The sequence below is a fragment of the Streptomyces sp. 4N509B genome (genome assembly GCF_052245655.1).
Lineage (GTDB): Bacteria > Actinomycetota > Actinomycetes > Streptomycetales > Streptomycetaceae > Streptomyces.
Genome location: NZ_JBQQBZ010000025.1, coordinates 101,999 through 117,197 on the forward strand (window position 1 = coordinate 101,999; position 15,199 = coordinate 117,197).

At 75.6% G+C, this 15,199-nt stretch carries 10 protein-coding genes and 1 pseudogene; 9 read left to right on the forward strand and 2 right to left on the reverse strand.

The features are described 5' to 3' along the window. Window positions 1-527: 527 nt before the first annotated feature. The 5 genes from ACTWP5_RS21990 (at window position 528) to ACTWP5_RS22010 (ending at window position 7,156) form a co-directional block, all read left to right on the forward strand. On the forward strand, window positions 528-1,202 hold the full coding sequence (locus ACTWP5_RS21990) for an RICIN domain-containing protein (RefSeq protein WP_443222774.1): 675 nt from the start codon (window positions 528-530) through the stop codon (window positions 1,200-1,202). 297 nt (window positions 1,203-1,499) lie between these two features. Beyond that, window positions 1,500-2,969 (forward strand): glycoside hydrolase, encoded by a 1,470-nt coding sequence (locus tag ACTWP5_RS21995; protein ID WP_443222775.1) that lies wholly within the window; start codon window positions 1,500-1,502, stop codon window positions 2,967-2,969. A 4-nt stretch (window positions 2,970-2,973) separates the two neighbouring features. Beyond that, window positions 2,974-4,218 (forward strand): MFS transporter, encoded by a 1,245-nt coding sequence (locus ACTWP5_RS22000; RefSeq protein ID WP_443222776.1) that lies wholly within the window; start codon window positions 2,974-2,976, stop codon window positions 4,216-4,218. A 51-nt stretch (window positions 4,219-4,269) separates the two neighbouring features. Continuing rightward, complete coding sequence (locus ACTWP5_RS22005) at window positions 4,270-4,758, forward strand: NUDIX domain-containing protein (protein WP_443222777.1); 489 nt, start codon at window positions 4,270-4,272, stop codon at window positions 4,756-4,758. A 337-nt stretch (window positions 4,759-5,095) separates the two neighbouring features. Next, the gene (locus ACTWP5_RS22010; RefSeq protein ID WP_443222778.1) at window positions 5,096-7,156 is read left to right on the forward strand and encodes an asparagine synthase-related protein; all 2,061 of its coding nucleotides are present in this window, start codon (window positions 5,096-5,098) and stop codon (window positions 7,154-7,156) included. On the opposite strand, the gene ACTWP5_RS22015 is transcribed toward ACTWP5_RS22010, so the two are convergent. Continuing rightward, window positions 7,129-11,109 carry an ABC transporter ATP-binding protein gene (locus tag ACTWP5_RS22015; RefSeq protein WP_443222785.1) on the reverse strand — a complete coding sequence of 1,327 codons (3,981 nt, stop codon included), beginning with the start codon at window positions 11,107-11,109 and terminating at the stop codon, window positions 7,129-7,131. The genes ACTWP5_RS22010 and ACTWP5_RS22015 overlap by 28 nt on opposite strands. 749 nt (window positions 11,110-11,858) lie before the next feature. On the opposite strand from ACTWP5_RS22015, the gene erm reads away from it, so the two are divergent. Beyond that, window positions 11,859-12,632, forward strand: coding sequence for a 23S ribosomal RNA methyltransferase Erm (erm, locus tag ACTWP5_RS22020; protein WP_443222779.1), 774 nt, complete (start codon window positions 11,859-11,861; stop codon window positions 12,630-12,632). Window positions 12,633-12,693: 61 nt separating this feature from the next. Here the strand turns inward: erm and ACTWP5_RS22025 are convergent, their stop codons facing one another. After that, window positions 12,694-13,020, reverse strand: coding sequence for a helix-turn-helix domain-containing protein (locus ACTWP5_RS22025; protein ID WP_443222780.1), 327 nt, complete (start codon window positions 13,018-13,020; stop codon window positions 12,694-12,696). A gap of 83 nt (window positions 13,021-13,103) precedes the next feature. Between ACTWP5_RS22025 and map the strand changes: the two genes are divergently transcribed. The 3 genes and pseudogenes from map to ACTWP5_RS22040 all read left to right on the forward strand — a co-directional run. Continuing rightward, complete coding sequence (gene map / locus ACTWP5_RS22030) at window positions 13,104-13,871, forward strand: type I methionyl aminopeptidase (protein WP_443222781.1); 768 nt, start codon at window positions 13,104-13,106, stop codon at window positions 13,869-13,871. A 116-nt stretch (window positions 13,872-13,987) separates the two neighbouring features. Next, complete coding sequence (locus ACTWP5_RS22035; RefSeq protein ID WP_443222782.1) at window positions 13,988-14,773, forward strand: phosphatase; 786 nt, start codon at window positions 13,988-13,990, stop codon at window positions 14,771-14,773. After that, window positions 14,770-15,199: pseudogene (locus ACTWP5_RS22040) on the forward strand (hypothetical protein); the annotation flags it as partial. The gene ACTWP5_RS22035 and the pseudogene ACTWP5_RS22040, both read left to right, overlap by 4 nt.

Sequence of the window (15,199 nt, forward strand, 5' to 3'; positions counted from 1 at the left end):
GCCGGGGAGAGGTGGACCGACCCCGTCACCACGGGCAGGACGACCACGGCCACGGCGGCCAGCGACCGGCCCGCCGACCGCACTTCCATCTCACCCAACGGACGACATTCCCTACGCCTCCAAGCGATCGGCAGCGCGTGAACGCGTCGCGAGTCCTCATGCTGGCTGGTCCGCAAGGTCGCCGCAAGGTCGTTGAACAGGCGGCGATGCCATGGTGACGACACCCGGGCGGACCGACCGGGTGACCTCGTGAGAGGTGGCTCGCCTTCGCACGATCGCGTCGGCGTCGGCGCCGCCGGCGTTTCACGGAAACGGAACGTCCGGCGGGAGACGAAACAGACGACCCAACGAAACCGACGAACCAACGAAACCGACGAACCAACGAAACCGACGAACCAACGAAACCGACGAACCAACAGAACCGACGAACCAACAGAACCGACGAACCAACAGAACCGACGGTCCATCGAGCCGGTGACCCGACGACGGCGGGACGCCGATTCAGGGAAACTCACGGAGGAAACAACATGCGGCCAGCATTCACCTCACGGCGCAAGCGCCCCGACAGGACCACGGCATCGGCCCCACCGCCGATGCCGGCCAAGCGCAGACGTCCGCGACTCCTCTCGGCGGCGACGGCGCTGGCCCTGGCGTTCGCCGTCGTCGCGACGATCGCCCCCACCCCCGCCCAGGCGGCCGAACCCACCCGCTTCGAGCTCGTGAACACCCACACCGGGCTGCGCGCCGACGTCATGTGGGCGTCGACCGAAGCCCACACCGGTGTCTTCCTGTGGCCGGACAACACCAGCACCTCGCAGGAGTACGAACTCCTCGACAGCGGCAACGGGTTCTTCCGTATCAAGGCTCGCCACTCCGGCCAGTGCCTCATGCTCGACTGGCGTGCGGGGTACTACGACAACGGCACGCAGATCATCCAGTACCCCGCCTGCGGCGCCGGCTACGAGCCGGCCGAGTGGTCGATCGACTGGGCACGGCCGGACTGCACCCAGTGCTTCCCCACGACCATGATCATCAGGAACCGGTACACCGGCATGTGCCTGGACGTGGCCGCTCCGTCCGGCAGACCCGGCCAGCAGGGCGTCCTGCAGCAGTGGACCTGCATCTCCCGGGACGACGAGTGGAACACCGCGAACCAGAGCTGGTCCCTCAGGCAGCTCAACAACTTCCCCATCATCGGGTGACCCGCGCACGGCACCCGCGGTGACCCCGGCCTGAGGTCCGCCTCACCTGCCCCGTTCACCACGAGGGGGTCGTCAGCCTGCTGACGGCCCCCTGCCAGTGCGCGAGCCGGGCACTCCTCCGGGGGCGGCCCGGTCTCGGCGCCCGGGTCCTCCGAGCGGTGTCGGCTGGTGACCGACGCGGGTCCCGAGGCGGCCTTGACCCGTGTCGGCGCGGAGTGGGAGCTTGGCGGCACTGCTGCGCTTGAACGTTTCAAGTCGATGCCTACAGCCGGTGGACGACCGGCCTGGGAGGACCTGATGAAACGCAGGACACTGCTCGCCGCCACCGGGACCGCCGCCGCCTCCGGGCTCCTGGTGCCGCTGCTGCCGGGCACCGCGCGGGCCACCACCGTGACGGTCCAGCCCGGCGCGGCCTGGGGGACGTGGGAGGGCTGGGGCACCTCGCTGGCCTGGTGGGCCAACGTGATGGGTGAGGACGAGAGCCTGGCCGACCTGTTCTTCACCACGGACACCGTCACCGTCCTCGGCACCCCACTGCCCGGCCTCGGCATGAACCTCGCCCGCTACAACCTGGGCGCGTGCAGCTGGAACACCTACAACGGCGAGTCGATGGTGGTCTCGCCGAACATGCAGCCGTTCAAGCAGATCGAGGGCTACTGGCAGGACTGGGCCAGCGAGGACCCCACCTCCAGCTCCTGGGTCTGGTCGGCCGACGCGCGCCAGCGGGCGATGATGACGATGGCCCACGAACGCGGCGCCAGGATCGAGCTGTTCTCGAACTCGCCGATGTGGTGGATGTGCCTGAACCACAACCCGGCCGGCGCGAACAACTCCGCCGAGGACAACCTCCAGCCCTGGAACTACCGCCAGTTCGCCGTCTACCTCGCCGAGGTGGCCCGCCAGTCCCCCGAGCGCTGGGGCGTGCCGTTCGTCTCCGTCGAGGCGTTCAACGAGGGCACCTCCGACTACTGGGGCGCGACCGGCCGCCAGGAGGGCTGCCACTTCGACGTCTCCACGCAGGAGGAGGTCCTCGCCCACCTCCGCACCGAACTCGACCGCCGGGGGCTTTCCGGCACGGCGATCGCCGCCTCCGACGAGACCAGCTACGACGCGGCGTTGAGCACCTGGCGCGCCTACTCCCAGGCCAGCCGCGACCGCGTCGACCGCGTCAACGTCCACGGGTACCAGGGCTCCAGCGGCCCGCGCGACACGCTGCGCCAGGAGGTCCGCGCGGCCGGCAAGGGCCTGTGGAACTCGGAGTACGGCGACAGCGACGGCACCGGCGTGTCGATGGTGCGCAACCTCCTGCTCGACCTGCGCCTGCTGCGGCCCGACGCCTGGCAGTTCTGGCAGGTGCTCGACGAGAGCCCCGGCTGGGCGGCGATCTCCTTCGACCCGGGCGCCGGGCGGCTGCTCCAGGTCCAGCGGAAGTTCTCCTTCCTCGCACAGTTCACCCGCCACATCAGGCCGGGCATGCGGATGATCGACACCGGCGTGGACGGGGTCGTCGCGGCGCACGACGAGGCGGGGCGGCGACTGGTGGTGGTCGCGGCCAACCTCGGCAGCGGCACGCAGGAGCTGACGGTGGACCTGTCGGCCTTCGGCACGCTGCCGTCGGACGGCAGCGGGGTGGCGCACCGGGTCACCGACACCGGTGACGCCCGCTACGCCCCGCGCACCGACGTCCAGTTGTCGGGGGGCCGCTTCACGACCCAGCTCGGGGCGACGTCCCTGCACACCTTCGAGGTGGCGGGCGTGGCACGCTGACCCCGTGACGGAGGAACGACGACTCGGCGGCCCCTTCTGGCGGTTCTGGGGCGCGGCGGTGCTGGCGAACGTCGGCGACGGCATCAGGGCCGCCGCGTTCCCGCTGCTGGCGGCGGCGCTGACGGACGACGCGCTGGCGGTGGGGGCGGTGGCGGCGGCGCAGACGCTGCCGTGGCTGGTGACGGGCCTGTGGGCGGGCGCGCTCGCCGACCGGCGCGGCGCGCGGGCGTTGATCGTCGGGGCCGACGCGGGCCGGGCGGTGGTGCTGGGGCTGCTGGTGGCGGCGCTGGCGCTCGGCTGGCTCGACGCGAGCGGCGGTCCTGGGGCCGGCTCGGGCGTGTGGGTCGTGGCCGGCTGCGCGTTCCTCCTCGGGATCGCGGAGACCGTGCGCGACACCGCCGCGCAGGCCGCCCTGCCGCGCCTGCTGGGCACGCCCGAGCGGCTGGAGCGGGCCAACGGCCGGCTGGTGGCGGGCGAGGTGGTGGGCAACGAGTTCGTGGGCCCGCCCGTCGGCGCGGCGCTGTTCGCGGCGGGCGCCGCCCTCCCGTTCGCCGCCAACGGCGCCGCGCTGGCGCTCGCGGCGATGCTCGTGCTCTCGCTGCCGCTGAGCCTGGCCCGTCCGGCCGGGGCCCTCGCGGCGACCTCGCCTGTCGGCGACGGGGTCCGCGCGGGTCTGCGCTGGCTCGGCGGGCAGCGGATGCTGCGGGCGCTGGTGGCCTCGGTCGCGGCCGTGGCGGCGGCCGACGCCGCGTGGTTCGCGATCTTCGTGCTCTACGCGCGGGAGGAGCTGGGTCTCGGCGCGGGCGGCTTCGGCGCGCTGCTGGCCTGCGGCGCGGTGGGCGGCGTCCTCGGCTCACTGCTGGCGGACCGGCTGGTCGCCGGGCGGCGTCACCGCGCGGTGCTGGCGTGGGCGCTCGGGATCACGGCCGGCGTCCCGGCGCTGCTGGTGCCCGCCGCGCACCTCGGGGTGGCGGTGGCGGTCACCGTCGTCACCAGCGGCTCGTTCGCCGTGCTCAACGTCTGCGCCGTCTCGCTGCGGCAGCGGGCCGTGCCCGACGCGCTGTTGGGCCGGGTGACGGCCGCCGCGCGGACCCTGACGCTCGGCGCCACGGCGCTGGGCGCGCTGGCCGGCGGGCTGCTGGCGCGCGGCGGCGGGCTCGACGCGCCGTTCCTGGCCTGCGGCGTGGTGGCCGTGCTGGCCACGGCGCTGTGGTGGCGGGCGTCGTCGGACGCCGCCGGGGCCTCGTAGGGCCGCCAGGCCGCCGGGTGCCACGGCGCTGGTCCCGTTAGCCTCGGGGGCATGACGGAAGCGCAGGCGCGGCCCCCGCTGGCCACCGGGCCGTTGGGCATGGAGCTGCTGGCGTTCGAGCGGCTGCCGGAGGGGACGCGCCCCGCCGGCGCCCCCGTGGGCTACGCGCTGGTGGTGGCGTGGCGAGCGGGGCGGCTGCTGCTCGTGCGGGTGCGGGGCCGGGACTGCTGGGAGCTGCCGGGGGGCGGGATCGAGCCCGGGGAGACGCCGCGCGAGGCGGCGGCGCGGGAGTTGTGGGAGGAGGCGGGGCAGCGCGTCGGCCCGGAGGCGCTGGGCTTCGCCGGGTACGCGCTGACGGCGCTGCCGAACCGGCGCGTCCTCCACGGCGCGGTGTACGACGTGGAGATGGCGGAGGTCAGCCCCTTCGCGCCGAACGAGGAGATCGCCGCGATCCACTGGTGGGACGGGGACGAGTCCCCGCCGGGCGGCCGGCTCCAGACGGTCGACACCCATCTCGCCCGCCTGACGCGCCCACGGTGAGGCGCCGCTGACGGGGGCGGCACGACGACCGGAATGCGTCGGTCGCGGGCTGGTGGGCCGGGCGGGCCGATGCCGCCAACGGCGGTGGCGTCCTGGTCAGTTGAGCCGCCGCGCGCCCCACAACCCCCCTGGCGTTGAAGCTTTCAGGAATTTCCGGTCAACGTCGCGTCACGCCACGGGCGTTGATACGATTCATCGCCCCGAAAACCTTCCGGTCCAGGAGTAGCGTCCTCGTGCCAGTGCACGTTGATCAGCACACCCTTGAGGGGGTCGGGATGGGTCACGACACGCACGCGACGCCGTCGGACCCCGCCCACCTCCTTCCGGTGATCAGCCGGTGACCTCCCTGCCCTGTGGCGGGCGTTGGTTCGTGGTCCTGCCCGACCACGAGGCGGCGCCCGCCCTCGCGGAGCGCCTGGCGCCCTACGCCTGCCACACCGTCCGCCACCTCTCGGGACGCCCGTGGCTGCTCGGCTGCTGGGCGGGCGGCGAGAGCGGCGAGCGGGCCGCGACGGCCCCGCGGGACGAGGCCCCCGGCCCCCGGCTCGTGCTGGTCGGGCACCACGCGCTGACCTCCCCGCTGCTGGCGCTCCGCGCCCGCTCGGTGCGGTCGGCCACCGACGTCGAGGCCGTCGCCGAGGGCGTGGCCGGCAGCTTCCACCTGCTGGCCTCGGTCGACGGCGAGGTCTACGCCCGTGGCACCAACGCCGGGGACCGGCGCCTGTACCACGCCCGCGTCGACGGCGTCGCCGTGGCGGCCGACCGCGCCCGCACCCTCGCCTGGCTGACCGGCGCGCGCCCCGACCCGGCCCGGCTCGCCGCCCGGCTGAGCCCCGCCCTCCCCCACGCGCTGCGCGGCGCGGCGATGTGGCGGGAGGTCTCGGCCGTGCCGCCGGGGCACGCCCTGCGGCTCGGGCGCGACGGCGAGGGCCTGGTCACGCCGTGGTGGCGGCCACCGCCCGCCGAGCTGCCCGTCGAGACGGCGGCGGGCCCGCTGCGTCGGGCGCTGCGCGGCGCGGTCGCCGCGCGCGTGAGCGCGGGCGAGACCTGGGGCGCGGACCTCTCCGGCGGCCTGGCCTCCACCGCGCTGTGTTTCCTCGCCGCCGAGGCCGGCGCCCGGCTGGTGGCGGCCACCCTGAGCTGGTCCGCCGCCGGCAACGAGGACGCCCACTACGCGGAGATGGCCGCCGAGTTGCTGCCGGGCAGCGCGTTCCTCGTCCACCTGACCTTCCCGCCCGCCGCCCTTCCCTCCTACTTCGCCGGCATCGAGCGGCGCCGGGAGCCGGGCGACCAGCCCGCCACCGCGCTGCGCGACCGGGCGCTCCAGGCGCGGGTCGACCGGGAGCTGCGCCACCACGGCGCCGGAGGGCGCCGGCTCGCGGGCCACGGCGGGTACCAGGTGGCCACGCCGCCGCCCAGCGGACTCCCGGCGTCGTTGCTGCGCCAGCCGCGCCCGCGGCCACGCCCCAGCGCTCCGGTCGGACGCCGCGACCGGCGGCCGTTGCGCGTCACGGCCGCCGCCCTGCTGGGGCGCGAGACGCCCGTGACGGCGTCCTTCGAGGCGGCCGGGGACGGAGGTGACGGGCGGGGGCGGTGGCTGCCGCCGTGGGCCAGCGCCCAGGCGCAGGAGCTGCTCGCCGCGCTGCTGCGCGAGGTGGCGGACGCCCCCACGCACGACACCCGCGACACCACCGGCACCGGCGGCACCGGCGGCACCGGCGGCACCGGCGGCGACGCTTCCGCCGCCGAGCGCGCGCCGGCCTGGGTCCAGCAGGTCCGGCGGGTCGGCACGGCCGCCGGGGAGCTGCTCGCGCGGAGGGCCGAGGCGCCGTTCTGCGACGACGCGGTGATCGACGCGGCGCTGCGGGCGCGCCCCCACGAGGCGGCCAGGCCCGACGCCCACCAGCCGCTGCTGGTCGCCGCCCTGCGCGGCGTCGTTCCCCCGACGGTCCTGCACCGCCGCTCGCGCGACCATCCCGGCGAGGAGTGGCTCGGCGGCCTGCTGGCGCAGCGGCGGCGGCTCGCGGCGTGGGCCGAGGACTCCCACCTGGTGGCGGCCGGGATCGCCGACGCGGACGAGTTCCGCCGCACCCTGGAGAACCCCGGGCTCTACGGCGGCGGGGTGACGGAGCTGGAGTGCGCGCTGAGCACGGAGGCGTGGCTGCGGGACCTCGCGGCCCACCCGCGTCCCTCGCACCTGCGGGAGCACGGCGCCGGGCGCGGGGACGGGCAGGGGGACATGCGGGCGCACGGCGCCGGCCGTGGCACCGAGCGGGGCGCCGTCACCGACGGCCCGCGGCCCGGCGCCCCACCCGGGCCCGCCCACGGGCCCTCCCCCGCGGCACCGCCCGAGCCCCGGGCGGTGCTGGCTCAGACCCCGACGGGCTCGCCCGCGTAGGTCCGCCACAGCTCCGCGTAGGTCCCGCCCGCCGCCACCAGCTCCTCGTGCGTGCCGTCCTCCACGACCCGGCCGTGGTCGAGGACCACGATGCGGTCGGCGCGGGCCGCGGTGGTGAGGCGGTGCGCGACGACGAGGGTGGTGCGGCGCACGGCGAGGCGGTCGGTGGCCTGGTTGACCAGCGCCTCCGTGGCCAGGTCGAGGGCGGCGGTCGCCTCGTCCAGCAGCAGGATGTCGGGCTGGACCAGCTCCGCCCGCGCCAGCGCGATCAGCTGCCGCTGTCCGGCCGAGAGGTTCCGGCCCCGCTCCGCGACGGGCGCGAGGTAGCCGCCGGGCAGCGCGGCGATCATCGGGTGCGCCCCGACGGCTCGGGCGGCGGCCTCCACCTCGGCGTCGCTCGCGTCCGGCCGGCCGTAGGCGATGGCGTCGCGGACGGTGCCGGGGAAGAGGTACGCCTCCTGCGGCACGACGCCGAGCCGGTGCCGGTACCCGGCCAGGTCGAGCGCGCGCAGGTCGGTGCCGTCCACCCGCACCGCGCCCGAGGTGGGGTCGTGGAACCGGGCGACGAGCTTGACGAGTGTGGACTTGCCCGCGCCGGTCTCGCCGACGAACGCCACGGTCTGGCCGGCGGGGATGGTGAGGCTCACGCCCGCGAGCGCGGCCTCCTTCTCGCCACCGCTCCTCCCGCCGCCGTCGCCCTTGCTGTCGCCGTCGCCGTTGACGCTGTCGCCGTCCGCGCCGTAGGAGAAGTGGACCTCGTCGAAGGTGAGCTCGCCGCGCAGCGGGCCCTTCACCGGCACCGGGTCGGCGGCCGGCGGCGTCGTCGTGGGCTCGCGCAGCAGCTCCTGCACGCGGCGCAGCGACACCACCGCCTGCTGGTAGCCGTCGAAGACCTGCGACAGCTGCTGCACGGGCGCGAAGAACAGCTCGATGTACAGCAGGTACGCCACCAGCGCGCCCGCCGTCAGGGTGCCGTCGCCGACGCGTCCGGCGCCGAGGACCAGCACGCCCGCCGTGGCGAGGCTCGCCAGCAGCTGCACGAAGGGGAAGTAGACCGAGATCAGCCACTGGCCGTGGACACGGGCCTGGCGGTAGCCGTCGGAGCGGGCGGCGAAGCGCTCGTAGCCGTCGGCCTCCCGCCGGAAGGCCTGCACCATCCGCAGGCCGGCGACCGACTCCTGGAGGTGGGCGTTGACGCCGCCGACGCGCTCGCGCGCCAGCTCGTAGGCGCGGACGCTGTGGCGGCGGAAGACGACCGTGCCGAGGACCAGCGGCACCAGGGTCGCGAGCACCACCAGGGCCATCGCCAGGTCGATCACCAGCAGCACGACCATGATCCCGAAGAACGTCAGCAGCGCCACCAGGGCCTGCACGAGGCCGGTCTGGAGGAAGGTGGTGAGCGCGTCCACGTCGGTGGTCATGCGGGTCATGACGCGGCCGGCGAGCTCGCGTTCGTAGTAGTCGAGGCCGAGCCGCTGGAGGTGGGCGAAGATCTTCACGCGCAGCGTGTACAGGGCGCGTTCGCCGGTGCGGCCCACGGCCCGGGTGGCGCCCCACTGCGCCACCCACTGGGTGAGGACCACGAGCAGCGCGAGCCCGGCGGCCGTGAGGACGGCGCCGAGCGCGGCCTGTTGCACGCCCTCGTCGATGCCGTGCCGGATCAGGATCGGCAGGAGGAGGGAGGCGGCGGCGTCGGCGACGACGAGCAGCAGCGCGAGCGCGAGAGGGACACCGAGGCCCGCCAGCAGGCGGCGCAGGCCGAACTCGCGCTCCGGGCGGGCGGCGGCCTCCTCGTCGATGTCGGGGGTGTCGGTGGCCGGCGGCAGGGCGGCGACCTGGGCCAGCAGCTCGGGCGTGGGGGCGGCGGTGCCGACGGCGGAGAACGTGGGCCCGACGGCGGCGGCCGCGGGGACGCGCGGCGTGCCCGTCGCCGGGTCGTCCTCCTCGCTCGTCTCGCGCACCCACAGCTCGGGGGTGACGCCGTCGACGCGGGCGGGGCCGTCGGCCGGAAGGCGGGCGGAACGGCCGGCGACGGCGTGGCCGCCGCCGAGGGCGTTCGTTCGGGCGTCCGTTCGGGCGCCCCCACCCCGGCCCTCGCCTCGGCTCCCGTTCCGGCTCCCGCCCCGGTCCTCACCCCGGCTCCCGTTCCGGTCCTCGCCTCCGGCACCGCCCTCCCCCACCACGAGCCCGGCCGGGTCGCGCTCGACGCCGCCGAGCTCCTCCGGGTCCGCCAGCAGCCTGCGGTAGAGCGGGCAGCGCGCCACCAGCTCCTCGTGGGTGCCGGTGTCCACCAGCCGCCCGGCCTCCAGCACGGCGATGCGGTCGGCCAGCTGGAGGGTCGAGAGGCGGTGGGCGATCAGCAGCGTGGTCCGCTCGGCCATCACCGAGCGGAGCGCGCCGTGGATCTCGTGCTCGACGCGGGCGTCCACGGCCGAGGTGGCGTCGTCCAGCACGAGCAGCCGGGGGTTGGTGAGGATCGCGCGGGCCAGGGCGACGCGCTGCCGCTGGCCGCCGGAGAGCGTCAGCCCCTGTTCGCCGATGACCGTGTCGTAGCCGTCGGGCAGCTCCTCGATGAAACGATCCGCCTGCGCGGCTCGCGCCGCCGCCCTGACCTGCTCGTCCGTGGCCTCGGGGTGGCCGTAGGCGAGGTTGGCGCGGATGGTGTCGGAGAAGAGGAAGCTGTCCTCGGGGACGAGGCCGATGGCGCTGCGGAGCGAGCCGTAGCTCAGCTCCCTGATGTCGTGGCCGCCGACGCGTATCGTGCCGGCGTCGGGGTCGTAGAAGCGCGGCAGCAGCAGCGAGACCGTGGACTTGCCACTGCCCGAGGGGCCGACGACGGCCAGGGTCTCGCCCTGTTCGATCCGCAGGGACAGCTCCCGCAGCACGAGTCCGTCCCCGGCTCCGCCGCCCCTGTGGCGCGCCCTGCCCTCGCCGTAGCCGAAGCTGACGCGGTCGAACTCGACGGTCGCGGCGGCGTCGGCCGGCAGCTCGTACGCGCCGGGCGCCTCGCTGATCTCCGGCCTGGTGTCGATCAGCTCCAGCACCCGCTCGACGCTGGCGCGCGCCTGCTGGCCCATCGTGAGGATCATGGTGAGCATCCGCACCGGGCCCACGAGCTGCGCGAGGTAGGTGGAGAACGCCACGAAGGTGCCCAGCGTGATCTCGCCCCGGGTCGCCATCCAGCCGCCGAGCGCCAGCATCGCGACCTGCCCGAGGGAGGGCACGGCCTGGAGCGCCGGAGTGTAGAGCGCGTTGAGGCGGACGGTCCGCATGCGGGCGCCGAAGAGGGTGCGGCTGACGGCGCGGAGCTTCGCCGTCTCCTGCTCCTCCTGCCCGAAGCCCTTGACGACGCGCACCCCGCTGACGGCCCCGTCGACGACCCCGGCGACGGCGCCGGCCTGCCCCTGCGCGTACCAGGTGGCGGGGAAGAGGCGGGTGCGGCTGCGGCGGGCGATCAGCCAGAGGGCGGGCGCGACGGCGAGCGCGACGAGGGTCAGCGGCGGGGAGAGGGTCACCATCACGACGAGGGAGACCGCGAAGAGCATGAGGTTGCCGATGGTCATCGGCATCATGAACAGCAGGCCCTGCACGAACTGGAGGTCGCTGGTGGCGCGGCCGACGACCTGTCCCGTGGAGAGCTGGTCCTGGCGGCGGCCGTCCAGCCGGGTGATGCTGCGGAACATCTCGGTGCGCAGGTCGTGTTGGACGTCGATGCCGAGGCGCCCGCCGTAGTACCGGCGGATGTACGTCAGGACGTAGACGACGACCGCGGCGGCGACGAGCAGGCCGATCCACAGCGGGAGCCCGCCCTCCTCGCCGATGATCACGTCGTCGATGACGACCTTGATGATCAGCGGTATCAGGGCCATCACGCCCATGCCGAGGAGTGAGGCGCCGAGCGAGAGCACGACGTCGCGGCGGTAGCGCCAGCAGTACGCGGCGAGCCGCCGCACCCAGCCGGCGTCGGCCCGTGTCTCCGCCGCCGTCCCGGCCGTCGTCCCGCTCTCGGTCCCGCTCCCGGTCCCGTCGCCGGAACCGGTCCCCGTCCCGCGCCCCGTCCCGGTGCCCGATGCCGCCACCAACGTGCCTCCCGCCGTCCGCGTCCCCTGAGAGCTGCGACGCCCGAACCTCCGCGCCCGTGCCCGAGCCGCTGCCGTGCGGCTCCCGCGCGGGGGCTCGCGCCGCTTCTCAGCATGCCGTGTCCGTAACGCTCGGGCCTTCGGTTTTCATCCCGTCGGGTGGCGGCGGGCCGCCGGCCGGGACACGGCCGTGGGCAGGGGCGCGGGCCGGGGCGCGGGGCGCGCGGAAAACGGCTTGTGGTCGCCCCGGCCCCGTTCGTAGGGTCTCGACCCGTGGCATGCACGGCGACGATGACTGACCTGGGCGCGCGCGTCGACGCGCGGCCGGTCGCCGTCTGGGCTCCGCTCCAGACGTACCGCCCGCGCGTTCGGCGCCCGGCTCCGGTCCGCTAGGACCCGCCCAGGCGCCCCTTCTCCCCGGGTCGTCCCCGGCCGCGTACTCCGTGGCCGGACGTTTCCCGGCCGTCGACGGACTCCTCCGCGCGTCCCTCGCCGGCCTGCCCGGGGCCCTCGCTCGGCGACCCCGCGTACCGGGGCCGGTCCGTGTCGTTTCCGACCGGACGGGCCCGGACCACCCCTACCGCTGGCCGGCCTGTCCTCGTACGAGAGTCGAGGACCCCACCGTGGCACGCCGCCGCAAGACCCTCTCCCAGAACTTCCTCCGTGACCCCGCCGCGCTGCGCGCCCTCGTGCGCGCCTCCGGGGTCGGCCCCGCCGACCTGGTGCTGGAGCCGGGCGCCGGCGAGGGCACGCTGACCCGGGTGCTGGCGCGCAGCGCCCGCCACGTCGTCGCCTACGAGCTCGATCCGGCGCTCGCCGCCCGCCTGCCGCGCCGCCTGGGCCCGACGCGCAACGTCCGCGTCGTCGCCGGCGACTTCCTGCGGGCGCGGGCACCGGGCGGCGGCGCGGCGTTCGCCGTCGTCGGCAACATCCCCTACGCCCGCACCTCCGCCATCGTGCGCTGGTGTCTGACCGCACCGGGGCTGACCTCGGCGACGCTGCTGACGCAGTGGGAGTACGCGCGCCGGCAGACCGGCGACTACGGGCGCTGGACGCTCCAGACCGTGCGGCACTGGCCGGAGTGGGAGTGGCGGCTCGGGCCGCGCGTGCGGCGCGAGCTGTTCACGCCCGTGCCGCGCTGCGACTCGGCCGTGCTGCGGCTCGCGCGTCGCCCGACGCCGCTGCTGCCGCGCGGGCGGCTCGCCGCGTACCGCGCGGTCGTCGAGGAGGGCTTCACGGGCGTCGGCGGCTGTCTGGCCGCCACGCTCGCCCGGGGGCCGCGGCGGGCGTCTCGCGTCCGGGCGGCGCTGCGGGCGGCGGGGGTCCCGGAGGGGGCGCCGGTCGGCCTGGTCAGCCCGGAGCAGTGGCTGGCGCTCTTCCGCCGCCTCGACGGCTGAGTCACGCGACGACGGCGGGACCGCCCGACGCCGCCTCGCCGGCCACGAGGGACCGTGGGGCTCAGGCGGCGTCGGCCCGGTCCTCCGCCGTCGCCATCCCCGTCGCCATCCCCGTCGCCGTCGTCGCCGTTCCCGCCGCCTCCGGCGGGGGGCCGCACGCGGTGGCCACCTCGTCCAGCGACAGGTCGAGGGCCGCCGCGAGGGCGGCGACCGTGAAGAAGGCGGGTGTCGGCGCCCGGCCGGTCTCGATCTTGCGCAGCGTCTCGGCGGAGATCCCGGCCGCGGCGGCGACCTGCACCATGCTGCGCGCCCCACGGGCCCGCCGCAGCAGGAGGCCGAGCTGCCGGCCGCGTTCGCGTTCCACGGGGGTGAGAGGTTGCCGCACCATGACCGTGATTCTAGTAACGCTCCCCGACCGGTATAGTAATCGCGACCCAAACCGGTATAAGAATTGGAAGAACGGAGCGCCCCATGGTGGAGATCAAGAACGACGCGGCCCTCGCCGCGATGCGCGAGGCGGGCCGCGTCGTGGGCCGGGCCCTCGCCGCCGTGCGCGCCGCGGTGCGGCCCGGGGTGTCGCTGCGGGAGCTGGACGAGGTGGCCGCCCGCGTCATCCGCGACGCGGGCGCCACGCCCGCCTTCCTCGGCTACCACCCGTCCTTCGCCCCGACCCCCTTCCCCGCCGTCATCTGCGCCAGCGTCAACGACGCGATCGTCCACGCCATCCCCGACGACTACCGGCTGCGCGACGGCGACCTGCTGAGCGTCGACTGCGGCGCCCACCTCGACGGCTGGACCGGCGACGCGGCCATCAGCGTCACCGTCGGCGCGCCCAGCCCCGCCGACCGGCGGCTGTTGGACGTCGCCCACGAGGCGCTCGCCGCCGGCATCGACGCCGCCCGCCCCGGCGGGCGCCTCGGCGACATCTCCCACGCCATCGGCCGCACCATCCGCGCCGCCGGCTACGGCATCCCCCAGGGCTTCGGCGGCCACGGCATCGGCCGGCGCATGCACGAGAGCCCCGACGTGCCCAACGAGGGCCGGCCCGGACGCGGCTTCCCCCTCCGCCACGGCCTGGTGCTCGCCATCGAGCCGATGGTGCTCTCCGGCGGGGACGACGGATTCCACCCCGCCCCCGACGGCTGGGCGCTGCGCACCAACGACGCCTCCCGCGCCGCCCACGTCGAACACACCGTCGCCGTCACCCACGACGGACCCCGCGTTCTCACGCTGCCGTAGCGGCCGCGTCCCTGCCCGTGACGGCCGCGCCGCCACGGCTTCGAGCACTGGCCCGAGGAGATCACAGCTAGGCGACAGAAGGACCGGAATAGCCCCCTCCGGGCGATACTGAGCGTATGCCGACCACCGCCCCCACCCGTTCGGAGCTCATCGAACACCTGCTGCGCACCCGGATCGCGGGCGAGGTCGCCACCCCACGCGAGAACAACCTCGCGCACTACCGTGAGTTGGCCAACGGCAACCGCTACTACTGGCTGGGCGTCGAGCTCGGCGACCGGTGGACGGACGAGCAGGACGTGCTGGCGGTCATGGCCGAGCGGTGCGGCGTCGACGGGGACCCGGCGCACCGCCGCGGGCAGGACACGATCGACCCCGAGCTGACCGTCGAGGCCCTCGACCGCGCCGCCGTGCTGCTGCGCAAGGCCGTCGCCGGCAAGCAGCGGGTGCTCGTCGCCACCGGGCACCCCGGCGGGCTGCTCGACGTCCACGCCCAGACGGCGGCGGCGCTGCGGGCCGCCGGCTGCGAACTGGTCCGCGTCCCGCTCGGCCTGACGGCGGACGAGGGCGTCGTCGCGCAGATGGCGGGCGTCGCGATGTACGAGCGGGGTGCCACGCTCTGGCACACCCACTCCCCCGCTCCGATGGCGGAGATCCTCGCCGCCCTCCCCCAGGAGGGCGAGGCGCCGCCCGACCTCGTCCTGGCCGACCACGGCTGGGCGGGCTGCGCGGCCCAGCACGGCATCGACACCATCGGATTCGCCGACTGCAACGACCCGGCCCTCTTCCTCGCCGAGGCCGAGGGCACCCTCTCCGTCTGCGTCCCGCTCGACGACCACGTGGCCAACCCGCTGTACTACGAGCCGCTGACCGCGTACCTGCTGAACGTCGCCGGCCTCGCGTGATCTTCAGGCGGCGGGGCTGGCCGCGGACGCTCGACCCACTGCTGCCGGCTGCCTGGCCGGCGCCCGCGCCGCTGCCGGGGGACCTCGTGCTGACCACGAGGGACGGCGGGAGCCGCGCCGTCTACCGCCGCCACCGAGCCGACCCGGAGTCGTTCGCGGCCTGCTGGACCGCCCTCGACCAGCACCAGCTCCACGCCCGCCCGCACCCTGACGCCCCGCCAGCCGCGCTCGACGAGCTGCTGACCGCCTTCGACCGGGCCGTGGCCGGCGCCTTTCACCCCGACGTGCCCGACGCGCCCGACGCGGAGGCGGTCCTCACCTGGCCCAGCCGGGGCACGGCCGCCACGCCCGTCCTCCTCGCCCACGGCCTGCGCCCCAAGGTGATCGCCGCCGCCAGGACCACCCGCCGCGACGGCTCCCCTCACC